This window comes from Stenotrophomonas sp. Pemsol (assembly GCF_003586545.1).
Taxonomy (GTDB): Bacteria; Pseudomonadota; Gammaproteobacteria; order Xanthomonadales; family Xanthomonadaceae; genus Stenotrophomonas; species Stenotrophomonas sepilia.
On sequence record NZ_CP025780.1, the window covers coordinates 1,923,934 to 1,948,686 of the forward strand.

At 64.7% G+C, this 24,753-nt stretch carries 19 protein-coding genes and 1 pseudogene; 7 read left to right on the forward strand and 13 right to left on the reverse strand.

The window, feature by feature from the left end; all coding sequences use genetic code 11:
* Positions 1-185: 185 nt before the first annotated feature.
* From PEM_RS08995 to PEM_RS09015, 6 genes are all read left to right on the forward strand, one after another.
* Positions 186-2,381 carry a TonB-dependent siderophore receptor gene (locus PEM_RS08995; RefSeq protein WP_111174822.1) on the forward strand — a complete coding sequence of 732 codons (2,196 nt, stop codon included), beginning with the start codon at positions 186-188 and terminating at the stop codon, positions 2,379-2,381.
* A gap of 175 nt (positions 2,382-2,556) precedes the next feature.
* Positions 2,557-2,694 carry a hypothetical protein gene (locus PEM_RS20260; RefSeq protein ID WP_155760274.1) on the forward strand — a complete coding sequence of 46 codons (138 nt, stop codon included), beginning with the start codon at positions 2,557-2,559 and terminating at the stop codon, positions 2,692-2,694.
* A gap of 65 nt (positions 2,695-2,759) precedes the next feature.
* Positions 2,760-4,004, forward strand: a complete 1,245-nt coding sequence (locus PEM_RS09000) for an efflux RND transporter periplasmic adaptor subunit (protein WP_111174823.1) — start codon at positions 2,760-2,762, stop codon at positions 4,002-4,004.
* The gene (locus PEM_RS09005; protein WP_111174824.1) at positions 4,004-6,166 is read left to right on the forward strand and encodes a peptidase domain-containing ABC transporter; all 2,163 of its coding nucleotides are present in this window, start codon (positions 4,004-4,006) and stop codon (positions 6,164-6,166) included. Before PEM_RS09000 ends, PEM_RS09005 begins: the two co-directional genes overlap by 1 nt.
* Complete coding sequence (locus PEM_RS09010; protein ID WP_146256601.1) at positions 6,163-7,116, forward strand: hypothetical protein; 954 nt, start codon at positions 6,163-6,165, stop codon at positions 7,114-7,116. Before PEM_RS09005 ends, PEM_RS09010 begins: the two co-directional genes overlap by 4 nt.
* Before the next feature lie 211 nt (positions 7,117-7,327).
* Positions 7,328-8,647, forward strand: coding sequence for a bifunctional NUDIX hydrolase/phosphatase PAP2 family protein (locus PEM_RS09015; protein WP_162911587.1), 1,320 nt, complete (start codon positions 7,328-7,330; stop codon positions 8,645-8,647).
* Between the two features lie 68 nt (positions 8,648-8,715).
* Here PEM_RS09015 and PEM_RS09020 read toward each other — a convergent pair whose 3' ends face one another.
* Positions 8,716-9,087, reverse strand: coding sequence for a hypothetical protein (locus PEM_RS09020; protein ID WP_111129284.1), 372 nt, complete (start codon positions 9,085-9,087; stop codon positions 8,716-8,718).
* A gap of 659 nt (positions 9,088-9,746) precedes the next feature.
* On the opposite strand from PEM_RS09020, the gene PEM_RS09025 reads away from it, so the two are divergent.
* Positions 9,747-10,682 (forward strand): hypothetical protein, encoded by a 936-nt coding sequence (locus PEM_RS09025; RefSeq protein WP_146256602.1) that lies wholly within the window; start codon positions 9,747-9,749, stop codon positions 10,680-10,682.
* 26 nt (positions 10,683-10,708) lie between these two features.
* On the opposite strand, the gene PEM_RS09030 is transcribed toward PEM_RS09025, so the two are convergent.
* The 12 genes and pseudogenes from PEM_RS09030 to PEM_RS09090 all read right to left on the reverse strand — a co-directional run bounded on the left by PEM_RS09030 (position 10,709) and on the right by PEM_RS09090 (position 24,701).
* The gene (locus PEM_RS09030) at positions 10,709-11,440 is read right to left on the reverse strand and encodes a fimbria/pilus periplasmic chaperone (RefSeq protein ID WP_065196354.1); all 732 of its coding nucleotides are present in this window, start codon (positions 11,438-11,440) and stop codon (positions 10,709-10,711) included.
* A gap of 5 nt (positions 11,441-11,445) precedes the next feature.
* Positions 11,446-12,483, reverse strand: a complete 1,038-nt coding sequence (locus PEM_RS09035) for a fimbrial protein (protein ID WP_146256603.1) — start codon at positions 12,481-12,483, stop codon at positions 11,446-11,448.
* A gap of 18 nt (positions 12,484-12,501) precedes the next feature.
* A complete protein-coding gene (locus PEM_RS09040) occupies positions 12,502-15,069 on the reverse strand; it encodes a fimbria/pilus outer membrane usher protein (RefSeq protein WP_111129288.1) in 2,568 nt (855 codons plus the stop codon).
* Between the two features lie 89 nt (positions 15,070-15,158).
* Complete coding sequence (locus PEM_RS09045; protein ID WP_111129290.1) at positions 15,159-15,887, reverse strand: fimbria/pilus periplasmic chaperone; 729 nt, start codon at positions 15,885-15,887, stop codon at positions 15,159-15,161.
* 69 nt (positions 15,888-15,956) lie between these two features.
* A complete protein-coding gene (locus PEM_RS09050) occupies positions 15,957-16,469 on the reverse strand; it encodes a fimbrial protein (RefSeq protein ID WP_111129292.1) in 513 nt (170 codons plus the stop codon).
* Between the two features lie 397 nt (positions 16,470-16,866).
* A pseudogene (locus PEM_RS09055) lies at positions 16,867-17,370 on the reverse strand (fimbria/pilus periplasmic chaperone); the annotation flags it as partial.
* 578 nt (positions 17,371-17,948) lie between these two features.
* On the reverse strand, positions 17,949-18,743 hold the full coding sequence (locus tag PEM_RS09065; RefSeq protein WP_111129295.1) for a molecular chaperone: 795 nt from the start codon (positions 18,741-18,743) through the stop codon (positions 17,949-17,951).
* On the reverse strand, positions 18,740-19,771 hold the full coding sequence (locus PEM_RS09070; protein ID WP_111129297.1) for a fimbrial protein: 1,032 nt from the start codon (positions 19,769-19,771) through the stop codon (positions 18,740-18,742). Before PEM_RS09070 ends, PEM_RS09065 begins: the two co-directional genes overlap by 4 nt.
* A 2-nt stretch (positions 19,772-19,773) precedes the next feature.
* Entirely contained in the window at positions 19,774-22,383 is a 2,610-nt protein-coding gene (locus PEM_RS09075) for a fimbria/pilus outer membrane usher protein (protein ID WP_111129299.1), read from the reverse strand.
* An 86-nt stretch (positions 22,384-22,469) separates the two neighbouring features.
* A complete protein-coding gene (locus PEM_RS09080) occupies positions 22,470-23,216 on the reverse strand; it encodes a molecular chaperone (protein WP_111129301.1) in 747 nt (248 codons plus the stop codon).
* Between the two features lie 80 nt (positions 23,217-23,296).
* Positions 23,297-23,851, reverse strand: coding sequence for a type 1 fimbrial protein (locus PEM_RS09085; RefSeq protein WP_111129303.1), 555 nt, complete (start codon positions 23,849-23,851; stop codon positions 23,297-23,299).
* A gap of 166 nt (positions 23,852-24,017) precedes the next feature.
* Positions 24,018-24,701 carry an outer membrane protein gene (locus PEM_RS09090; protein ID WP_111129305.1) on the reverse strand — a complete coding sequence of 228 codons (684 nt, stop codon included), beginning with the start codon at positions 24,699-24,701 and terminating at the stop codon, positions 24,018-24,020.
* Between the last annotated feature and the right edge of the window lie 52 nt (positions 24,702-24,753).

Sequence of the window (24,753 nt, forward strand, 5' to 3'; positions counted from 1 at the left end):
TTAATTTACCCAACTAATTCGGAATGCGTCTGGTTCGCACTCATGGCGCCGCCCGAACCGAGCCCCAAGCTCACTTCCCGCCAGGTCCCCCACCCAGCCGACAACCCTGCGCTGCGCGCTCTTCCCGTGCTTGCCGATGGCAGCGCGCCAGGCGCGCTCGCGCCCAAGATTCACAGGACCCTGGCATGACCACGTACCCCTCCTCTTCCCCGCAGAACCGAGCTGCCGCCGCGTCCTGCAGCCAGCCACTCCCACACGGCCTGGCGCGGCGCTACCGCGCATCGGCGCTCGCGCTTGGCCTGATGGCATCGTGCGCCGCGCTGGCCGACACCGCGCCGTCCACACTGCCCTCGGTGCAGGTGCAGGAACAGCGCCGGGTCACCGCAGACTATGCGGGCGGGCAAGTGGCTGCCGGCGGCCGCGTCGGCCTGCTCGGCAACAAGGACTTCATGGACACGCCGTTCAGTACGGTCAGCTATACCGAGTCCTTCATCCGCGACCGCCAGGCCAAGGACCTGACCGACGTCATCGCCGCCACCGACCCCACCGTCTTCAGCAACGGCGTCACCGGCGCATGGAGCGAGAACTACGCGATCCGCGGCTTTGCCTCCAGCACCAGCGACACCACCTTCAACGGCCTCAGCGGCATGGCGCCGTACTACCGTACCTCGCCGGAAATGTTCGAACGCATCGAGGTGCTGAAAGGCCCCTCCGCGCAGCTCAATGGCATGCCGCCGGGCGGCTCGGTGGGCGGCGCGGTGAACCTGGTGCCCAAGCGCGCTGGCGAGCAGCCGCTGTTGCGGGTCAGCGCCAACTTCGCCTCCGATGCGCAGTTCGGCACCCATGTGGACATGGGCCGTCGGCTCGGCGCCGACAAGCAGTTCGGCATCCGCTTCAACGGCGCGTACCGTGATGGCGATGGCGCGGTCGGCAAGCAGCGCAAGAAGGTGCAGCTCGGTTCGCTGGCCCTAGACTGGCGCGGCGAGCGTGCGCGGCTGTCGGCCGATCTGTACAGCGCCGATGACCGTGTTGATGGCCCCGCACGTGGCGTCGGCCTGGCACCCGGCGTCGCCATTCCGCGGCCGCCGCGTGGCGATACGCTGATCAACCCGGACTGGGCCTACGTGGACAGCCAGGACAAGGGCGCGATGCTGCGCGGCGAACTGGACATCAACGATAGCCTGATGGCCTACCTGGCCTATGGCACCAGCAGGACCGATTACCGCTACAACGGTTCGATCAGCGCGCAGATCCTCAACCCGGCCGGTGACTTCACCACGGTAATCGGCCAGCTCGCCTTCGATATCAGGAAGCAGTCCGGCGATGCCGGCCTGCGCGGTTCGTTCCACACCGGCAGCGTCGGCCACCAGTGGGCTGCCAATGTGACCCACTACCAGCATACCCAGAACGACTACGGCCGCCGCAGCGTGCCCGGCTGGGACTGGACCACCAACCTCTACAACCCGGTGTGGGGCCCGGTCGCGCCGTTCGTAGCGCCGCACATCTCGCATACCGAACTGCGGCTGGACAGCATCGGCTTCGCCGACACCTTGTCCTTTGCCGATGAACGTGTGCAGCTGACGCTGGGTGTGCGCCGCCAGCAGGTGGTCAGCGAGACCTTCAACGTGGCCACGGGTGCACGCACCTCACGCTACGACGAGAGCGCCACTACCCCGGCAGCGGCGCTGCTGGTGAAGGCGACCGACACGATCTCCCTCTACACCAACTACATCGAAGGCCTCAGCCAGGGCGCGACCGCGCCGATGACCGCTGCCAATGCCGGTGAAGTGTTCGCACCGTTCCGCACCAGGCAGAAGGAGCTGGGCCTGAAGCTGGACCTGGGCCGCTTCGCGCACACTTTCAGCCTGTATGAAATCAAGCGGCCCAGCAGCTACACCGACCCGGTCACGAATATCTTCTCGTTTGGCGGCGAACAGCGGAACCGGGGCGTGGAATGGGGCTTCTTCGGAGCACCACTGGACGGCGTGCGCCTGCTCGGTGGCGTGGCCTATGTGCAGCCGAAACTGACCCGCACGGCTGGCGGCGTGAATGAAGGCCGCATGGCCACAGCGGTTGCGCAGCGTCAGGCCAAGCTGGGCGTGGAGTGGGATGTGCCCGCGCTGGAAGGCCTGACTCTGACAGGTAATGCCACGGCGATGTCGAAGCAGTACATCAGTGCCGACAACCGCCTGTCGGTGCCGGGGCGCACGTTGTTCGACGTGGGCGCGCGCTACAGCACCGCTGTGGCGGGTCGACCGCTTGCGCTGAGAGCCAGCGTGAACAACGTGACCAACAAAGCATACTGGGGCATGCCGTTGCTGTCGAGCCTGGCGCTGGGCGCACCGAGGACGGTGCTGCTCTCGGCAACCATGGATTTCTGAGCAGGCATGGAACTCCTGTAGAGCCGAGCCCATGCTCGGCTCTGTTTCGTTCCGTCACGCGATCTGCGCCCGCCCTCGTTCGCTCTAGAACGTGTCCGATATCAACGCCTTCACACGGCCTACATCATTCGTGCGTCGTCAGCTTCGACGACGCTTCAACGCTAGGAGAGAAACGATGCAGACCCTGTCTGAAAGCCAGGCCCAGTCCATTCGTGGCGGTGGTGGCGGTCTTGTCATTATCGGCGCCGGCCTGTCGCTCTACGGTGCGATCGCGCTGATCAAGTGGGAATGGCGCCCGTGGAAGTGGTGCTGATCCACTGAGCCATGCGTGAACCCGCGAGGCGGCCCTCCGCCTCGCTCTGCTGTGGGTAGCTGTTGATGATCGAGAAACTGGGCCAGGTTCTTCCACGCACCGGAATATCCTGCATCGCACTGTCGTGGGCCTTGGCGGTGGTTTCCGCACTCGTACTTGTGGTGCTGTTGAAGGGGCGTTACGCGCGCACCGAAGAAGTACGTGGATACATCGCACTGGGCAACATCACCCGGGTAACTGTCGAACGTGCCGGCGTATTGCAGGTGCTGCGGGTTGCGCCTGGGGAGAAAGTCGAAGCAGGCCAGCCGCTGGCCAGCGTCACTATTCCAGAACTCGACGCTGTCTCCGAACACGGTCTCAGTGCCGGCACACTCGGCCTGCAGAGCCTGCAGGAAGTGCATTCCAGCGTGCAGCACGAAACCAGGCAGGCGCAGGCGCTTCACACGCTCCGCCTGCGCAGCATCGATGAGCAGGTCCAGCAGGTGGACCAAGAACTGCGCGCGCTCAATGCCGCGCTGGAAGCCACTACGGCCCGACAGCGCTTGGCCGACAGTGCGCGGAAGCGTTACCAGGCGTTGGCCGAGCAACGCTTTGTCACCCAGCTTGAACTTGAAGACGCCCAGGCCCGGCAGCAGCAGTTGCGCGCCGAACACGCCAACATGCAGGCCTCCATCCTGGCCGCGCGCCAGCGCCGCACCCAACTGCAGCACGAACGCAAACGCACCGAAGAGGAACTGACCACGCGCCTCAACAGCCTGATGTTGCGCGGCAACGACCTTCAGGAGCGCATCCATGCCCAGCGCCGCGAGCGCGGCTACACGGTGTTTGCCCCGGTCGCCGGCGTTGTCGACATGGTGTCGCCGGCCGTCGGAGACAACCTGGTCCCCGGGGCTCCGCTGGCGCTGATACGGACCGATGCCGACGCGCGCCAACCCATGGCGCGGCTGAGTCTTCCCCAGCGAACGGCAGGGCTCGTCCAGGTCGGGGACACCGTCAACGTGCGCATCGATGCATTCCCGTATGAGCGTCATGGGCTGGTGCCGGGAAAGGTCCTGCGCCTGACCTCGGGCACGCTCTCCATTCCAGGCCTGCCCGATCAGAAGGACGCCCCAGCGTTTCTCGCCGACGTAGCACTGGACATGTCGCCGGCAAGCGTGCGTATCCGTCCGGAATGGCTGAAGGACGGCATGGATCTGCAGGGTTCGGTGCGCCTGCAGGAAGTGAACCTGCTTGAGTGGCTGTTTCTTCCCGTCCTCAGGGGATGGACCCGCAACAGCGGCGACGTCCTGCTGAACAACGAGCACCCGTGATGCGCAAGCCCTTCACCTCCCTTCTCCGTTCCCTGCTCGGCCGCCGTCGGATAACCCCGGTACTGCAGGGCGAAGTAGCCGAATGTGGCCTCGCCTGCCTGTCCATGGTCGCCCAACACCATGGCAAGCAGGTCGGCCTGCAGCAGCTTCGGCAACGCTACCGCGTCTCACGCGATGGCCTGTCGCTGTTCCAGGCATTGCGCATCGGCGAAGAACTTGGTTTTGCCGGGCGACCTCTCCAGCTCTCGCTGCAGGAAATCGGCGAACTGCGCCTGCCCGCCATCCTGTTCTGGGACCAGCACCACTTTGTCGTGGTCGAAGCAGTCAGCCAACGTGGTCTTTCCATCATCGATCCGGCCGTCGGACGCCGGCAGTTCCGTTGGGCCGAGGCCATGCCATTGTTCAGCGGTGCCGCACTGGAACTGATTCCAACCGCGACCTTCACGCACGAAGGCGAGGCAGGCACCGCCTCGCCCCTTTCCGTGCGCAGCGTGCTGGCCAGCAATCCACGCCTGCTCAATCACCTTGCCACACTGGCGGTGCTCGGGGTGCTTGCACAGCTGGTGGCCATCGCATCGCCCAAGCTGTTCTCGCTGGTGATCGACGAAGTGGTGGTCAAGGACGACCAGGAACTGCTCTACCTGCTGCTGTATGTCTTCGGCCTGATCTTCGCCATCAGCGTTGCTGCCTCCTGGCTGCGCACACTGGTGAATGAGCGGCTTCGGGCCTCGATCAACACCGATCTATCGGCTGGCCTGATGTCGCGCGTGCTGCGCCTGCCAACGCGATACTTCGAGCGCCGGCGCCCGGTTGACATCCTGCGTCGGCTGGAAGCCACCGATCTGGCGCATGTGGCGTATACCCAGGGCTGGGTCGATATCACGATCGACGCTCTGTTCGCGGTCGTCTTCCTGGTACTGATCGCGCTGATCAACATGAAACTGGCAGGAGTAGCGGTGGGCCTCAGCCTGTTGTTCTTCGCCATCCGCGCCATCAGCCTGCCAGCGATGGCCAAGGCACAGCGGCAATCCATCGATGCAGAGACCGCGCGCAACCACACGCTGCTGCGGGCCGTTACTGCAATGGAGACGGTGAAGCTGCGCGGGCAGGAAGGCGTGCGGCTGGCCGAATGGGCCAACCAGCAGGCCGATGTACAGCGCACACGGGCGCGCGTGGACCGCATCCAGGCCATGACCGGCACGGCGCACGAAGCCATCTCGCATGCCAATACGCTGGTGATCAGTGCGCTGGGCGCGCTGGCCGTGCTGCGTGGCGACAATACCATCGGCGACCTGTTCTCATTCGTCCTGTACAAGGACATGTTCATGGGCTGCACCCAGCGCATGATGGAACGCTATGCCGGCCTGCGCCTGGCGCAGGTGGAACTGGCACGGACCACCGACATCACCGATGCACTTCCCGAACTGCCCTGCGACGCCGGCTACCGCTCCAGCGCAGCGGCCGGCGACGAGCCGGTGCGCAGTCTCGCGATCTGTGGTGCCACGCACCGCTATGGCAGCTTCGACAACCCGACCTTCCGTAACCTTCATCTGGAGGTGGCCATGGGCAGCAAGACCGTTGTCACCGGCCCTTCCGGCTGCGGCAAGAGCACCCTGCTGAAGGTGGCGGCCGGCTTTCACGCACTGGACGAGGGCGCGGTCCGGGTCAATGGCGTGCCGTTGCAGCGCTTCGGCCTGGACCAATACCGCCGGCGCATCGCACTGGTCGGCGATCGCGATGAAGTGATGCCGGCCAGCCTGGTGGACAACATCTACGCCGACTGCCCCGTGCGCGACGAACGCCGCCTGCAGCAGGCGCTGGAGCAGGCTGACCTGCATCAGGCAGCGCTGGCCCTGCCCGCCGGCTACAACACGCAGCTGGGGTTTGCCGGGGTTGAGCTGTCCAGCGGCCAGCGCCAGCGCTTGCTGATCGCCCGCGCGCTGTACATGCAGCCAGACCTGCTGATCCTGGATGAACCGACGGCGCATCTGGACCGCGACGCGCGCGACGCCGTCATCCAAACGCTTAAGTCGTTGCCGGTCACCTGCCTGATCGCCAGCCATGATGCAGAACTGGTCGCCGCCTGCGATCAGCGCTATCGCATGCAGGAAGGCCAACTTCGGTCGATGGCTGCGCCGCAGGCCCGCGTCGTGCCTGCATGAGCCAGGCTTGGATCGCCCGCCAGGCCATGGGCCACATCAGCGGCCAACTGCTGCGCCATCTATTGGTGATGGCCGCCGCGCCCTTGCCCGGTCGATGGGATGCGCCACTCATGCGCGCTGCGATGAGCTCGCAGGCAATCGCGTGGCCGTTGCGCCAATCACGGTATGCAGCTGCGCTCTGTCATCTCCAGGCCTTGGGTCTGGACCACGCCGACGCAATCGAGCAGGCGGCGCTGCACGTTGCCATCGAACTGCTGCGCGATGTCCGCTTCCGTCGTTACGAAATCAGGCGACCGGCGCAATGGCGCCGTCGGATCCATGACATGCAATGGAACGACCCGCACCACTATTGGCAGGAGATGGCGGCCAGCGGCGGCCTGATTGCGCTGTTGCACACCGGGGAATATCGCCTGGCCGTCGCGCGGGTCATCGAGGCCCATCCACAGTCTGCGCACGTGCTTGTGCCCGCCCTGTGCCGGGAGGGCGACGCCATGTTCCAGGCGTTGAAGAGCCTGGAAGCGTTCGGGCACCGGGTGGACGTGGTGCATCCGGGCGAGCCAGGCCTGGCCACGACGCTGTTCCGCCATCTGCGCCGGGGTGGTACCGCCGTCGCCTTCATTGATCTCCCCGCTGCGATTGGCCCACAGCGCTTCGGCGACCCGGTGCGCTGTCGCTTCCTCGGGCGCGACGCACGCTTGGCGTTGGCGCCGCTGCAACTGGCCGCCAAGGCCGGTTGCCCGGTGCTGCTGGCGGCCAGCTGGATCAGCCGGCACGGCACCGGGCATCTGGAACTGCTGCATCGCGCCGGGAGCCTGACCACGCCCGATGTCGTGCAGGCAGTCCTGCAATCTGCCAGCGACTTCATCACACACGACCCTTCCAACTGGTTCCTGCTGGACCGGCTGGACAACTACCTGCATGCACGCCCTCAGCCCCGTTCGCTGGCATGACGCCCGCGAGGTGCCGGGACATCGGCGCCCGGTCAGGCACGACGCGGATCCGCTGAAGCACACTATCGGATTCGTACGAATCCGATAGTGTCCTTCCCAGCGGGGCTCCACCATCGGCGTGACCCTCTCACGCGGCGGTGCCATGCCCCTTCCAGCCCTCCCTTCCTTCGCCGCCTCGTTGCGAAGTGTGCTGCTCGCAACACTCCTGCTCGTGCCCCAGCTGGCCAGCGCTGCATCGGTCTGCGTCATGCGTTCGGGCGAGCGCATACTGCTGGTGCAGGACGTCACCTCGCGCTGGCAGCTTCCTGGTGGTACCGCATTGCACGGTGAGCTCCCTCCGCAGACAGCCCTGCGCGAAACGTGGGAGGAGACCGGCCTGCAGATCGCCACCACCGACCTGCTGGAAGACGACGCCGGTGTCCATGTGTTCGCCTGCCGCGCGACCCAGCCCATACAGGTGCAGGGGGCTGCAATAGATGTCCTGGACGCCCCGCATCTCGGGCGCGAGCTTATCCAGGCGCGCTGGGTCACCCGCGACGAAGCCCGCCAGCTGCGTACGCGCTTCCCGCAACAGCTGGAGCACGCCTATCAGCGCCTGCACGCAGTAGCCGAGAGCGAAGTACGTCCCGTCGCGCGCTTCGGGCCCGCCTCTGCCTTCCGACAGGCGGAGCTGGATCGCGTGCAACGTACCCAGCAGTGGCCGGTGCGCGGGCTGGCGGTGGTGGGTAACGCCCTGGGCGAATTCTGGTTCTATCTGCTGGCGATGCCTGTGTTGTGGGTGGCGTTCGGCGCGCAGGCATCCCGCCTGATGTTGATGGCGCTGATGGTGGTCACGCTGGCCGTGCAGAGCATCAAGGTCTTCGCACCGGTGCCACGCCCCTTCAGCTTCGACACCACGCTCAGCCTGGCCGGTGCCGCCGGCCCTTCCCTGCCTAGCGGGCACACCACCAGCGCTACCTGCTTCTTCGTGCTGGCCGCGCTGTGGTTGTTGGCACGCCAACACACCACCGGAGGGTTCAAGCGCGCGGCAGTGCTGGGCATCGCGCTGCTGGCCGGAGTGATCGCCGGGATGGCCCGGGTCTGGTTGGGGGTTCACTATTGGAGCGACGTCGCTGCGGGGTTGTTGCTGGGCGGTGCGATCGCGGTTGCAATCCATGCCCTGGGTAAGTCGCTGGCACGCGCCAGCCATCCGGCTGCGCGCGAGCGAATCTGCTGGGGTGTCATCGCCGTTGCCAGCCTGGCCGTGGGCGTGACCTGGCAGGCCATGCCGCTGCTGTTGCCGTTCTGCGTGGCGGCCGCATGCGCGGTGGTGCCCCGTGTCGCGCCGGAACGTTCGTCGATGGGCTCGGCAGCATGGCTGCTGGCCGGCCTGCTGGTGCTGGGTGGCGTGTGCCTGCCGATGGCCCAGCGCGCCGAACCGTTCGTGCTTGCGGCCGGCCTGCAGGCGCTGGTCTACGTGGCGCTGGGCGCGTGGGTGGCGTGGGGTGCCAGCGCGGTTGCCGCGTGGCGGCCGATGAAGCACCAACGGTAGCGTAGCTCTGCTGTAGAGCCGAGCGTGGGCCCGGCTCTACATGAACAGCACCCATGCATGGTACGGATCTATTCGGGATGCAGCCGGAAAATGGCGTGGTTGGTCAGCGCCAGCGCGGCCAGCTTCAGCCCTTCCATCACGCGATCGCCCACGTAGTGTTCCGGGCCACCGTTCTGGCGCGCGCGCTCGGCGGCCAGCAGGATCTCGTTGACGATGCGCAGGCCCGCCAGGGCGCCGTCAGTGTCGGCCAGGGCCTGGCAGCGGCCCGGCAACTGATGGCGCTCGGGCCAGGGTTGGCCGTCCGCGGCCACGCCGCGACCAATCTGGTGCAGCAGCGCGATCAGGTTGTTGGGGTCGGGCCTTGCGCTCGCTTCCTCGCCCTCATCGCCGTTGGCCGGGGCGTACCGGGTGCGCAGAGGGGGAACATCCGCTGGGTTCATGGCTGGTCTCCGTACAGAAATACGGCGCCACCGCCCTTAACAAAGGCGGCGGGACGGTACGTGTGTGGAAACCGGTAGCTAAGCGTCATTACCCGGTGGGTACGCTTGCGCGCACCCCACGTACCGCCCGCCATGGAACGCGAACGGAATGCCAGCCGGCGCCGCGCAAGGCGACGCCGGCTGGCAAGCGTAAACAACGCATAGCTAAACGGGTTTCCACACCCGGCCACCCTTTTCCGGTGGCAATCCATCATGCGCACAACCGGCCTGCCATCAGCAAGCGCTGCGGTGCACAGACGGAGACATTCATGCAGCGGGCGGCATTGTCGCATACCGGCCATTCCCCGTGTTCCGGGCCTTGGCGTGGACTACCGGTCCCGACGCGACAGTCTTGTCTTCTCTGGCGTCCCAGCTTCAGCCACAGCCGCCGCAACCATCACCGCGTCTATGGCGACAACGGGATGCCGCCCCTGCCCGGCTGGTCGTCGTGTGTCCTTTGCGCTACCGTCCGGCTTGGCAGCGCAGGAGATCGTCGCGTGGGCGAGCAGGTGCAGGCAGGATATCGTTCAACCGGCCGCTGGCTGGCATGGCTGCTGCTGGGCGTGCTCGCCGTCGCCTGCCCGGCTGTTCATGCCTGCAGTGCTGGCCCGGCGAAATGGATGTCCGCCGCGCCAGGCTACTACGACTCGTACGCCGAGAACGACATTGTGGTCGGCTGGACCCGTGCGGTGGTGAACTACTACGTGGACTGCGACCCAACAGCCAGTGCCCGCGTTTACGTGCGTGCACAGGGCAAGATGGTGGGCTTCACCGATGGCCGAGCCATCTTCAGCACCGATCACGACGGCATCGGCGTGCAGGTCGAGTTCCGTTACATCCGGGCCGTTTCCGGATCGGGTGAGCCGGAGTATTCCGAGTGGCAGGCCGTAGGTTCTGCCGGCACGGTCGTCACCGCCTACGCGAACTACGTCAAGGGTGACCCCACCGCCTCGTTGCCCATCGAAGTGGACTACCGCTTCGTGGCACTGCGGGACTTCGCCGGCGAAGACATCCTGATGGGCGACCTGGAACCGTTGGCCGTCCGTGACATGAGCTATGGGCTATCGCTACAGCAGTTGTCGGTGGAGGGCGTGCGGCGGCGCCCGCGCGAGCATGCCAGCTGCGAGTTCAGTTCTGCGCCCCCGTCCACGCTCACCGTTCCCAGCGCGCATCTGGGCATGCTGCGCGAACTGGGCGACGTGGGGCCTCCAGCGAATTTCTCGTTCGCCTGGCGCTGCCGCGCAGGCAACCAGGGCCACAGTGGGCGGGGCGACTTCCGCTTCCTGTCGGCTGCCGCCGTCAGCGGCGTGCCCGGGCACCTGACCGCCAGCGGTACCGCACGCGGTGTCGATATGCTGGTCACCCTGCAGCGTGCGGACGGCAGCCAGGACCCCATCCTCTTTGACCGCTGGTATGCCAATATCCTGGCGCCCGGCGCCGGCGGGTTGCCCAGCGCCGGCAGCCAGAGCATGCAGGTACGCTTCATCCGCAATGCCGACGCATTGCGGGCCGGCAGTGCCAGCAGCACCCTCACCATCCAGGTCGTACCGTTCTGAGTGTCCGACGGCTGCGCCGCAACACGTCAGCTGCCGCCGGCAGGCAGGTCCTTGGTTGCCACGTGTTCCAGCCCTTCGTCGTCGATCCAACGGTACTCAAGCCGGTTGCCCACCGGAGTTGCCCCCGAATGAAGCGAACTTTCCCATTCCGCGAACGGGGCGATGGTGGACGTATCGGGCGTCACCGCCACCGCTGCGCCGCCCAGCTGCACACCCGCCAGGCTGACGTGATACGGGCCGGAATTGCGCGCACGCAGGGTTATCGCTCCGGCAGCGGAATGTTCCACCTGCCAGTGCAGGCCATCGGCCGCATCGCGTGGGCTGCCGGGCAAACCTTGGGGACGATGGAACAGTTTCAGCTTCCAGTGCACGGCCACGTCCAGCGGTTGGGTGGTGCCATCCGCCTTGCTGCCCATCACATCCAGCACGTTCAGCCAGAACATCGATTCGCGATCGGTCGGCAGCGCACGCGTGTCGGCGGGGCGTATGGTGATGTCGCGCCGCTTGCCAGCCTCCAGCTTGAACACGGGTGGCGTGACGACGAACGGTTGGCGCTGCTCTTCCAGCGGAACGTCGCCTGGGCTCTCGCCTACCCAGGTCTGGACCAGCGAGGGCCGATCCCCCTGGTTGCGCAGGCGGATGGAGGGCGCGTCAGCGCCTGTCACATGCACCACCCGCGTGGCGTCCACCCGCAGGTCGGCCGCCGCCGGCGGCGCTGTGCCAGCGGCAAGCACAAGCAACAGCAGTTTCTGGGCCAAGCGGTTCAATATTTGAGTACCTCGATCGTCAACGTCCCCTGCACATCGCCGGGGACCAACGTGGCTTCGCCATTGCGGACAAATCGTACCTGAAGATCACGCCGGCCCGTGTAGGGCAGTGGCTTTCCCTTGCTGTACCAGACTTCATGCTCGATCGGCTTTTCTTCCTTGGTACCAGGGTCGGTCATGCTGACCAGCAGATCCGCCCCCTTGGCCGTCCCGGTACTCTGGATATGCCCCGTTTTGCCGGATGATGCCTTCGTATACTTGAACCTGAAATCGCCACCACCGGCATAGTCCCCATCATTCCCATCAACGCAATACCAGCCAAATGAGAATTCTGAAGCACGCCCGGTGTCGCCCTCGCGCGCGAGGGTGCCTGGCGCCGTGGTCGGTACCGTCACGGTGCTCGGCGGCGTACTCGAGAAATTGCAATAGGAATACAGGCGGCGCGTCACCCCGAATCCCTCCACATCGGGTTCGGGCAGCGAAAGTCCGGAGTGGGAACGGCTGTTGGCCATTGCCAGAGCTTGACCATTCACAGTTCCGTTGCCCGTAAAATCATTGATTGCAACGTAGCGAAAATCGTACTGCACCGGGAAATGCCAGGTCCCGTCTGCCGCGTTGGGGATGGCTACGCCGGCTGCCACGCCTCCCATATCATCCAGTCGCTTCCAGTCGGACATTCCCCCGGAAACTGTCGGATGACGATATTCGATCTGCAGGCCGATATCCCGATCAGACGTACTGAATGTGGGTACACCTTCGACCTCACCGTAGTAGGGCGCCCTCGAGAGGAGGGTAATATCCACCCGCTCTGACGGATCACAGTTCACCTTGTAGTGGATTGTGTTTCCGGTAGAGCCTTTGACCTCGTCACCGGCCTTGAACCCATCATCGAAGTACACATTACTCATCGGCACCCAGGTGTCGTCGCCCGCGCTGCACCCTGCCCTGGCTTCGCCGGCCGCCAGGGCACCGCCAGCCAGGATCATCGCCAGCAGTAGGCGCGCGTGGCTTCCCGGTTTCGTCGTCATGTTCATTGTTCACCTCTGTCTTGATCAGTTGGGGGCACCTACGCCCGTGCCCAAACCGGACTCGTCCGCCAGTCGGGTTTCACGCTGGCAGCTGCTCATGTGAATCGGCTCATCGCCGGCCGTGGTCAGGTCATAGGCAATCGTGCAGCTGTCCAGCGGACCACTGCCGGTATCAACCCGCAGCACGCCCTTGTCATTGATGCCGCGGACCCACAGACGGCTGCCCTGGCCCACGATGCCTACCGCCACGCCCTGCTCGTCGAAGACATCCAGGCCGAACGGCAAGGCCTTGCCATGGCTGTCCCGGGCTTCGATCAACGCACTGCGGCCAACCGCCGTCGGAATCATCATCTTCACTACCGCGCCAGCGGTCGGAACCGCCGACACCGAGCCGGCTTTCAGTTCCACGTCCATCGACAGTCCCTTTGAATCCACCGAGACCTCGTTCTGGCGGTACGCGCTCAGGTAGGGAACCACCGCATAGCCGTTCTTGTCGGTGCGGATACCCTGGCGGTTGCCCACCATCGCCTTCGCGGCCCCCGGCACATGCAGCAGGCCGACGGTATCGCCAGTTCGCTGCGAGAAGGTCGCACCGCCACCGTGGACCACCACACTGCCGGTGGCCGACAAGCCGAGCTGGTGCCCGCTGTCGCTGCTGTTCCACGACGCCCCCACGCTTGCCTTGGGACCCAGGTAGTTCACGCTGGCACCGAAGTCCCGCTGCTGGCTCGACTGGCCGTAAGACAGGTTGTAGGACCCCTGCTGGTCCGCACCGAACTGTCCGCTCAGATTGGCGTTGTACCCGGTGTCGCGGCCGATGCCATTGGCCGAAGCACTCAGGCGCGGCGCGGCAGGCGCACGCCCCAGCGGCACGTGTACGCTCAGGTTCGCGCTGTTGCTGGCCTTCTTCGGGCCACCCGACAGCGAGGATTCCAGCGAACGACGCGCACTGATGTTGAACGTCGCGCGCCCCAGTTGGCCGGCATAGCCCAGCGAAAAGTTGGTGCTGCGACGGTTGTCCGTCCAGTAGTCGATTGAACTGCCCTGCAGGTACAACGATCCCTTGGGCAGGCGATGGTTCACGGTCAGGTCGAGCCGGCTGCGCTGGCGCGAAAGGCCGGCGCCACTCTCACCGTCCGCCAGTGCGCGCTGCAGGCGCGCTGCGTCGGAAAAGTCCAGGTAGCCGTCCGTCGAGTACCGGTAGGCCGCCAGGGTAAAGCTGGTGGCCGCACTGAAACTGCGGCTGTAGGCCAGCCGATAGGATTGCCCCTGCATGCGCGTGCCGAAGCCGGCCACCTCGCCCGGCAGCCGTGTATCGGCGAAGGTGACGTCGCCGGAGAACGCACCCAGGCGGGTGTTCACCGCCGCCCCCAGCAGCAGCGCTGCATAGCCGTCGGCTACCAGCGCGCCGCCATAAGCGGTGACCGCGCTGCCGACGCCGCGGCGCACGGTCGCCTGCGCGAACATCGGCGCATCGGTCTGCTCGTTGCGCAGCTGGCCCACGGTCACGCTGCTGCGCTGCTGCCCCTGGCGCAGCAGCCCCGGCACGGCGGCATACGGCACCACAAACGACTCGACGCGGCCATCCGCCTCGGTCACTTCCACTTCCAGATCACCACCGCGCGAGGTGTTGCGCAGGTCGTCGATCTCGAAGGGGCCCGGTGCCACGGTGGTTTCGAACACTACGTGGCCCGCCTGGCGGATGGTCACGCGCGCGTTGGTCTGCGCCACGCCACGCACCACCGGGGCATAGTTGTTGGCCGTCTCCGGCAGCATGCGCGGGTCGGTCCGCAGGTTGGCCCCCAGGTAGCCGACCGAGTTGAACAGGTCGCCATCGGTGCTGGCCTCGCCCAGAGTCAACTGCGCGTTCCAGCGGCGGATTTCGCGCTGGGCATAGCTGGTGCCGGCCGAGTACATCGGCGCGTCACCGTTGACCTGCGAAAAGTAGCCGCTGTGGCGAAAGCGCCAGGCGCCCAGGTTCAGGCCGGCATCAAGGCTGCCACTGGTGCGGCTGGCGCTTTCCCCGCCAAACTGGGAGCGGGTGTGATTCACACTGTAATTCAGCAGGAAAGCGTTGATGCCGTTGTCCCACTGCGAAGGGTCCACCCAGCCGCTGGAACGCGAGGCCAGGAAGGCCTGCGGCATGCTGATCTCCAGAATCTGCTCGTCAGCATTCAGGCTCGCCTGGGCCGAGGGAATGAAGCGGCCCAGGTCCTCGCAGGTCGAGGCCGTCGGCAACGGCAACAGATCGGCCTGCTCGCCCTTGTCCCGCATCGCTTCCAGCTTCTTGATATCCAGTCCCAGCAGGTCGAACAACGGCGCTTGCAGGCACAGGCGCTCCTCGCCATCGGTCTCGCGCACCTCCACTTCCTGCTTGCCCACGCTGCGACCGTTCACCTGCACGTCCACGTTGTAGATGCCCGGCAGGTTGCCATCGCGCTCGAAGCGGCTGACATCGATATTGCCGTGCAGCAGGCTCGGGTTGAACGCCACCGTCGGCGCCGCCATCGCGGCTGCGGGCAGCAGCGCGACGAGCACGGCCGCGGCAAGGCGATGCTGGCGCAGCAGCGTTGTCGTCGGGAAGCGGTTCATGGCGAAGTCCTGGCGTTGGGCAAAGGGGAACCAGGGCCCCCGTGAAGGGAGCCTGGCGGCGAGCGGGTCTGGGGATTAGCGGGGCAAAATCAGGGCCGCTGCAGCGGCACGGTCAGCGTATGGAAACCACCCTGCTCGTTGCGGAACTGGTAGGTCACCTGGGTACCGAGCGCAGCCTGCTGGGCATGGCTGAGGCGGTAAGTGGCGGAGGAAAACGGTGCGACGCGGCTCGCGGCAATGCGCTCCTTGTCGCCGATGCCACCCAGATGCACGTAGTACGGCGTCGGGTTCTCCGCGTGCAACGTCCAGCCCTGTCCATCCCGGGCCAGCGACCAGCGCAACTGCTCGGCGGCCTTGAAGGCACCGGCCGCCGTCAGCCCCTCGGGGCGATAGGTCAGGCTGAAGCGTGAACGCACGATCAGGTTCAGTACGGCATCGGCGCCCTGCGTGGTGGCGGGCACATCCAGGAGATTGAAGAAGTACATCGTCTCGCGGTCGCTGGCGGCTGGCGCGCCTGCGGCCACAATACGCAGGACCTTTTCGGCGCCAGCGTTGACGCGCGCTACCGGCGGACGGATGACGAACGGCACCGCCGCTGCCGTCTCCGGCGTGCTGTCGGCATCACCGTCGTCGATCCACGCCTGGATCAGCGCGGGCGAACCGCCCTGATTGGAGAGGCGGACGGTCAACTCCTGCTCCTTTGCAGAGAAGTGGAAATGCGTTGCGTTGGGCACGACCGCCGCATGCGCGGGTGCACAGATTGCCGCAAGCGCCGCCAGCACGGGCGCCATCAATCGGGTGCGGGAATGGCTCAACATGGTTCGTACTCCAAAGAGGGCCGGCAGGCCCTTCAACCCGTCAAGGTGCTGAAGGGCCCGCTCACGCGTTCAATAAGTGACGTTGATCAGCAGATCGCCGGAATAAGTGCCTGCCTCGACGGTGCCCACGCCGGCCCGGTCCAAGCGGGCCTGCAGCGGAATGGTGACGACTCCCTCGGCGGCCAGCGTGTGATTGATCACGTCAGTCGACAGATCCAATTCGGAGCCATCTTTCACAATCGTCAGCGCCACGTTCTTTGCCGCACCGGTGGTGGCGCTGTTGCTCAGCATGCCGTCGGTCAGCGCGCTGTCCTTGAAGGCCAGCGTGTAAGTATTGGCCGGGCACTTTCCCGCATCGGTGCCCATCTTGAGGTCGAAGTCGACGTTACGGCTGGCGCCACTGGTGATCTGATCCGGGGTGATCGTCGGCATGGCGACGCTGGTACCACCGGCGCCAACGCTGATGGCGCACGGCAACGCCTTGATGTCGCCCTTGAAGTTGATGGTGGCATCGGCCGCCGAAGCCGAGGCAACCGCGCCCAGCGAAAGGGCGGCGGACAGTGCAAGTGCAAGCTTGTTCATGATGATGAATTTCCTGTGTTTGGTATTGGGTTTGTGTGTTCAAGCCGCACTGTGCTGGGGCTTGAGCGAAGGGCATCTGCCTTCGAGAAGAGATGCTAGAAGCGACAGGGATTGGCAGGCATAGGACAAGTACCAAAGCGAAGCCCGGACCTGGGCGAAGCGAGGGCCGTTCAGGCTGAAAGCGCCGGGCGATAAGGGCTCATCGGCATACCGCGCACCCGACAGGCAGCGTAGGACTCGCTCCAGAAAGGAACGCCCAGCCCGGCCAATCACGCAGTTGGAGGCTCTTCAACGCCACATGGAATGCGTCCTTCCGATAGCGATCCCGGAAACAAAAACACCGCCCGGTGGGCGGTGTTGAGGTCAGAAGACGCGTTGGGTGCCGCGATGCCGGCACTCAGAGCAAACGCTGCTCCGCGTGCAACACGCCGTCGTCGTCCACCCATTCGTAGCGAACCTCGGTCAGCGGGCCGGCAAACCCTTCGGGTAATGCCAGCGTGCGGGCTTCGCCGGGCGCCAGATAGAAGGCATCCACGCTGCGCTCGCCAGATGCGGAGAGCAGCGTCATGCTGGCGAGGTTGAAGTAGTGGCGCCCCGTGTTGCGCAGCGCCAGGCCGCCCACGCCTGCTGCCATGCCCACCTGGCCGTCGGGGTTCAGTGGCGTCCCGAGCCCCTGCGGGCGGTAAAGCAGCTTCATGCGGAAGCGGATGGCCACCTGCACCACGTTGTCATCGGCCTTGGCCTCGCGTGCAGGCACATCCACCACGTTCACCCAGTAGAGCTGCTCCTGCTCGCCCGCCGGAAGCTGCGCGGCGATGCCCCTTATCCGCAATGCATGCGATGCCCCGGGATCCAATCGCAGCAGGGGACGGTCAAGAACGAAGGGCGCCTTCGATGCTTCCGGGGTCTGCTGAAGACTGCCGTACTCCCTTGAAGGCGGTCACCGGCACGCCCCCCCCCATGTTGATCTCCCGCGTGCGCATGGGCAGCAGGGACGATTCTTGACCTTCAGGGTCGTTGCGCCCACCAAGAGCTTTTGCTGCAATAACCCCGCGCGCCCTTCGTCAGGCGCGACTCGAACACCATCTCCCGATTGATGGTGCTGCTGCCGCAGGCAATGCTGCCGGTGCGCATGTAATTGATCATCAATCGCGCCCCACCGGCCCGATGCCGCTGTCACCTGCGTGCAGGACGACTTCATCGTAGTCCATCGCGGACCGGCGGGCGCGGCGACCGCCCTTATACTCAGCCAGAAGCGCCATGCCGCGACCCACCACGCCGGTCTCGTACACGACATACGATGCACCACCTTCATGGTAACGCTCGCGGATGAACCCGCCGTGCGTCTCCTTGCGGAAGTCGATAGGCGCGCTAGAATCGCAGCGGAACTGGGCGGACGCACATACGTATTGGCACGCCCACCCAACACAAGCCATAATTTTTGACGGACCGTGCGCTCGATCCAGGCGGGAAGCCGACTCAGGGTAACAGGTGGCGCGCTGGGTGTAGGCGGCCCTCGTCGTCGATCCATGTGAACTCCAGGATGGCGCCCGATGCATCAACGTCATCGGGCAGCACAATGGAGGACGTCGAATGCGGCAGGACGTGTGGATTATCCAGTGCGCTCCTGTTTCTACCTGACACGATATCCACGCTGCCCAGGTTGAGGACGTAGGCCGATGCGTTGCGAGCTACCAGGACGCGCGCGCCATCCACGCGGTCGACGCTCCATGTCACACTTACCGCCTGATTCACCGGCCGGCTTGACAACCCCGCCGGGCGAAACAGCAGCTTGTAGCGACTGCGCACACTCAGTTCGAGCTGGCCTTGATCAGCGTGGTGTTGTTTGGGGGCAAGTGCGAGAACGTTGAGCCAGTAGAGGTGTTCCACCTCATCACTCGGCGCCTGTGCCGCCAGCTGCTGTACCCGGATGTACTTGGACTGTCCAGGTTCAAGCCTCACCATGGGCGGTGCCAGGACGAATGGAGCGGTGGAGGCTTCTGGAGACTGGTCCGGGTCGCCATCGGAAATCCAGGACTGAACAAGCACTGGAAATCCGCCCAGATTGTGGATCGGGACCGAAACACTCTTCTGCGCAGCGGGAAACACCACACGCGTGGTTGGAATTGCCACTTGCCCCCACGCTGATCCCACCTGCAGCAGCGCAAGGCAAACCGACGCCCCTGCTGCAAACAAGCGTCGACGCAAGCGTGGACGCCCCGACGCGCGCGCAGCCCCCCCTCTCACCTCCAATGAAGCGTCCTGGCTGCTCATGGGTAATCGATCCGGAAGCGCACCGTTGCGCTTGCATCGCCCGGCTCAATGTCCGCCGCATCGGCCGCTGTGCGAATGAAGCGCGCACCAAATGTTTCGCTACGCGCTCCGTCCGCGCCACTGGAACCGAATGGATAGCTGCGTCCCAGAATGATGTTGTCCCCACCCGGCTGCAGCAACTGTACACCCACGCCCTTCGCCGTTCCCTGCACATCCACGACCCCGCGACCCGAATCGACTTCAGCCGTCGCTCCCGTGGCTTCCACATAATAGTTGACCCGACCCGCGCCCACCTCACAGTTCAGGTCAACTGTGAACCGACGCGTCGGTCCGAATGACCACCGATTGGGAAACGCAGCAAGCGCGACAAATCCAAGGGGTACCGTCTTGGGCATGACATGGCACAGCGGCCGGTGCTGAACCTCGATCGTGACATCTCCCAGGTATTGGCTCTGTGACCATCGATATGTCCTCTGATGATGCTCCATATCGAGCAGCTTTAGCTTCTCCAAGGCCACAGTCTGAACCGGCGCGTTGCCTGTTTTGATGAAGCGCACACGTATGTCCTGGATTACATCCAGACCCTCGCCCCATGGCGGAGATGCAACAATCCGCCGCAGTTCAACGCCCGCCCTGATTGGCCATGAAGTGGTCTCGTACAGGATTGACGGACGAACGCTGATGGCAACTCCGATGCCAGTGACTCCGGTTGCAAATACGCTGTATGTGCTGCCACCTTCAACAAAGGTGCCGACTTCCGGCGAGCTCGCATTGAATGCATTCACCTGGGATAAGGACCCTCCGTAGCCGCAAACTGTCGTGGTCACCTGATTGGATGACAGCCATGGGCTTAGTGCCTCGCCGACGTCGACCGCGTTCGCTACAAGTGTGATTCTGCTGCCGATTGAAAACGAGTAGTCGCCACTGTAATCATTGCAGGCTGCGTTGGCCGCACCAGAGAGCACCAGCATGCACGGGAAAGCCAGCGCGGCCAGGGAATATCGACGGGATAGCCAGTTCGTTAGCATCTCTACAGTTCCTGTGTGCTGTCGTGAGAAGTTCGCGTGCCTCGTTCAACAAGGAGTTCCGGGGTATTCTGGATGCACGGTTCGATCAGCATTTCACCCGTCTGCGCCACGCCGAGGTCGTATGCGATGCGGCATTGGGTGGCTTGGTCCGGCCCCACCATGATGAAGAGCTCGCCTTTCTGGTCCAGACCACGCACCCAGAGCCGGCTGCCCTGCCCGACCACGCCTACCACGTCACCGTGCTCATTGAGCACATCAGTGCCAAACGGCAGCGCAGTGCCATCGGGCAGCCGCGCTTCGATCAGTGCATTGCGGCCCACGGCCGTCGGCAACACCATCTTCACCACTGCGCCCGCGTTCGGGATGGCAGACACGGCGCCAGCACTCAGCTCGACATCCAGCGACAGCTCGCTGGGGTCCACCCGCACCTCGTTCCGCCGGAATGGACTCATGTAGGGAATGACCGCATAACCGCGCGAATCGGTCTTCACGCCTGTCGCATTGTCAACCTTCGCGCCGGCGGCGCCAGGCACATGCAGCAGGCCAACGGTTTCACCCAACCGTTGCCCCAAGGTGAGCCCGCCGCTGTGTATGACAAGGCCGCCACTGGCGCCCAGCGACAACCGGCTGCTCTGGGCAGAACGATTGTAGGATCCGTTCAGATAGGCCACGGGCAGCTGGTAGTTGGCACTGGCCCCATAGCTGGTGCGGTCACCATCACGGCTGAGCGAGGCGTTGTAGTTGCCCCGCCAACCATCACCAATGGACCCAGCAATACCCATACCCAGGGCGCTGCGGCCAGCGCTATCGCGGCTTGCGTTCACATCCAGGCGCGGCGCACTCGATGGCACCCCCAACGGCACACTCACACTGACATACACACTGTTGGTGGTTTTCGCCGCGCCACCGGAGAACAAGGAGGTCTCCAATGTACGCCGCGCGCTGATCGAATAGCTCGCGCGGCCGATACGGCTGCCATAGGCAAATGAGAAGCTGGTCTGGCGGCGGTTCTGGTCCCAGTAGTCACTGGTGCTGCCGGTGAACGTCAACTGCCCCCTGCCTTCCTGCAGGCGCTGATTGACCGTCAGGTCCAGCCGACTGCGTTGACGCCCCACGATGTCATAGCCCGATGCCTGGTCCAATTTGCCACGAAGGCGCATGGTGTCGGCCAGGGTCAGGAAGTCGCTGGTGGAGTAGCGGTAGGCCGCCATGGTGACGTTGGTATTGTCGTCAAACAACGCCTTGTTGTACGCCAATCGATAGGACTGGCCGCGGCGCCGCTCGACGCCGCCGACGACACTGGGAATACGCGCATCGCTGAAGGTGATGTCGCCAGAGAACGCACCGACGGGCGTCGACCACGCGCCACCCAGCACCATGCCCCGGTAGCCCGATGCTGCGGTAGCAGCGCCGTAGCTGGTGAACTGATTGCTCAATCCCTTGCGCAGCGTCGCCTCGATGAAGCGAGGCTTCTGCACGAACTGATCGTCACGCAGTTCGCCGGCCGTGATGCTGTAGCGCTGCTGGCCAGGACGCAGCAGCTGCGGCATGGCGGTGAACGGCACGACAAAGCGCTCGATACGGCCGTCAGTCTCGGTGACTTCCACCTCGATGTCGCCACTGGCGCCGTAGATCTGCAGATCGTCAATCTCGAACGGGCCTGGCGCGACGCTGGTCTCGTGAATCACAAACCCACGCTGCCGAATGGTCACTCGTGCATTGGTCTGTGCCACGCCACGCACCACCGGCGCGAAGTTGTTGGCACCATCCGGCAGCATCCGCGCATCAGTGGTGATGTTCACACCACGGTAGTTCACGCCCTGCAGCATATCGCCGCTGGTTGAAGACTCGCCTACGGTCAACTGCGCCCCCAGCGAAGGCAGGTTGCGCTGCAGATAGCTGCGGCCGGCGGTGTAGTCGGTGCCGGCGGCGCCGGCGTGCCTCAGATAGCCACTGTGGCGCAGGCGCCATTCACCCACGTTCAAGCCGGCGTCGACGGTCATGCCGGTATGATTGGACTGCCGATCGCCATAGCGCTGCCGTTCGTGGCTGATGCTGTATCCAAGAGTGGCGGCATTAATCCCGCTTTCCCACAGTGCGGGGTCAACCCACCCACGCGGTGTGCGCAGCAGGTAGATCTGGGGGACCGAAATATCTAGACGCTGCTCGCCTGAATCGAACGCTTCAGACGCACCAGGTACATAGTCCGACAGTGGCCGGCAGGCCTCCTCGGTCGGTAGCGGCAAAGGTCTGGAAGCGCCTTCTTCGGATTCATTGCGCGCTGCGGCCAAGCGCGCCTCGTTCAGGCTGAGCATCTCAAATATCGCCGGGGACAGACAGATGCGCACGCCATCGTCTTCCGCAAGCCGTGCCGTCAGATCCATTCGCCCAAGCAGTTCGCCATTGAGCAGGATGTCGGCGTTGTACGTACCCGGCAGCAGGCTGCCACGCTCGAAGCGCTCCAGATCAATGCCGCTCGCATTGCCGAACAGCATGTCCGCATTGAACTCAACCTTCGGGGCGGCCAGCACAGGCATCGGCAACAGCGCCGCCACGACAGCGGCGACCAACGGTCGGCGCCGCATGAGATTTTGCCGATGATGACGCTTCATGTCGGACTTCCTTGGGCGAGAGGACACCTGTCCCGTCCCTCGCCGGACAGGCGCCACTCAAAAGTATGGGAATAGGAGTTGACGGATCAGGGAGTGCGCAGCGGAGCGGTGTGCTCGATCAGCGCGCCATGCTCGCTGGCGAACCTGAATTTCACGCTGCCGGAGGATGCGCCGGGATGGCGCGGCAAGGCAAAGTACTGCGTGGTCAACGGAGCCATCATGGCGATGCCCTGTGCTTCCACGCTGTCCTTGCCATTGATGACTTCGGCACGAATCAGGCTGACGTGGTAGGCACTGGGGTTGTGTACCTGCAAGGCCCAGCCACTTTCGTGCGGCACAACCGCCCATTCCAACTTCTCGACGGTGCCGCCTACCGGTTGCTTGGCCAGCGATTGCGGGCGGTAGAAGAGCTTGATTCGGTTCCGCACTGAAATCTGCAGCTGTGCAGAGCCCGGCCCACGCTTCTCGGCAGCCGGAACGTCGAGGATGTTGAGCCAGAACACGGACTCGCGATCCTGCGGCAGCTCACCGCCGATCTTGCGCAGCCGCAGCACCTGGCTCTTTCCGGCGTCCACACGCAGCAATGGAGGCAACGCGACGAACGGGGCACGCGTGGTGCTGGGGTCGGCCTTCACACCGACCTCATCCACCCAGACCTGTACCAGGCTCGGGACCTGACCGGCATTCTGAATCCGAACGGACGCTTCTTTCATATCGGCCGTGTAGATGACACGCGTCCCTTCCACTACCACGTTGGCCTGGGCCAGCAGCGAAGCGGCAAGCAGCGGCACGACTGCAGCGCAGCGAACGGCATTGCGGAAGAATGTGGTCATATCGCTATCTCCTGGACCCGGTTGGCAGGGTCGTGGGATTTCAAGCCCACGGCCCTGCCCCAACCCTTCTGCGAATCAGATCAGTAGTTCTCGACGTCGAACATCAGCTGCGAGGTGAAGCTACCTGCGGTGGTGCTACCTGTTGCACCGGTTCTCTGATAGCGGGTGGCGAACTCGTAATCGAATGCAGCCGAATCCTTGCTCGCGGTCAGCTCGGCAGTCTGCAGATTGAGGTCCGTTTCGACGCCGGATACGATTCGCGACAGCTTCAGCGAGACGTTGGACGCCGGGTCGTCCGCGGTAGCGGTGTGCTGATTTGCAAGGTGACCATTTGCGTTGACGGTGCTCTTGTAGACGTAGAGCTTTGCCGTGTCCTTGTCGCAGGCCGCGCCAGTAGCGGTGTCAGCCGACAGCCTGATCCTGAAGGTGCGCCGGCCCGCATCGGGACCATCGGCAGCGCCCGTACTGATGTCCGGCAGCGCAATGGTGGCCGACGAGCCGCCGTCGCCGATTTCCACCTTGCAGGTAGCAGCGACGACTTTGCCATTGAAGGTAATGGTGCCATCAGCCGCCGAGGCCGAGGCGGCAGCGCCCAGCGAGAGCGCGGCGGTCAGAGCAATTGCAAGCTTGTTCACGATGTTGAGTTTCCTGATGGGTTTTGGTTGTTTGCCTTCAAGCCGCGTTGCGCCCGGCCTGAACGAAGGGCATTCCCTTCGAGGGGAAATGCTAGAGACGTCGCGACTGGCAAGGCATAGGACCACGACGAGAAGTCCTGACTGGCCGTGCCGCGACGAAATCGGTTCAGAACGCGTAGCGCAGGCCCAGCGTCACCTCGCGCGACACCAGGTCCAGCTGCATCTTCTCGTCCTGCAGGCCGCGCGCATTGCCGAAGGTGTTCCAGCCACTTTCGGTGCTGCCCAGGTCCGCATAGCGATAGCCCAGGTCCACAGTGAGTGCATCGCTGGCGGCAAACGAAACACCTGCACCCAGCGACCAGGCCAGGCCGGTGCGGGTCGCCTTGGCGTACTGGCGGCCTTCGTTGCCCTGCCAGCCGCCGGACTCGATCTGCGACAGGCCCAGGCCGGCACTGCCGTACGCCGACCAGGCCTCGTTGAAGGCGACATCGCGGTAGGCGTTGAGCATCAGCCGCTGCGAACGTACCTGATGGTGGTTGAAGCTGGTGGCGAAGATGCTGGAACCGCTGGTGTAAGTATCGCTGCGGCGGGCCACGTATTCGCCCTCGGTACGCCAGCCATTGCCGTAGCCACGGCCAAAGGCCAGCGAACCGGTGGCGAAGTTCTGCTTCTGGTCACCAGCAACGAACTGGCCGATGCCCGGGCGGGCGCTGGCGTCCATGCTGCGGGCCTGGTGGTGGGCGTCGATGACGCGGACGGAAGCGTAGTAGCCGGCTTCGGTTTCAGCGGTGGCCACCGACGGCAGCGCACACGCAGTGATGGCGCACAGCGCCAACAGGGAAGGCTTCATGGAAAAACTCTCTCGGCAAGCGGAGGGAAGGCGGCGCGGGTCCAAGGAACCC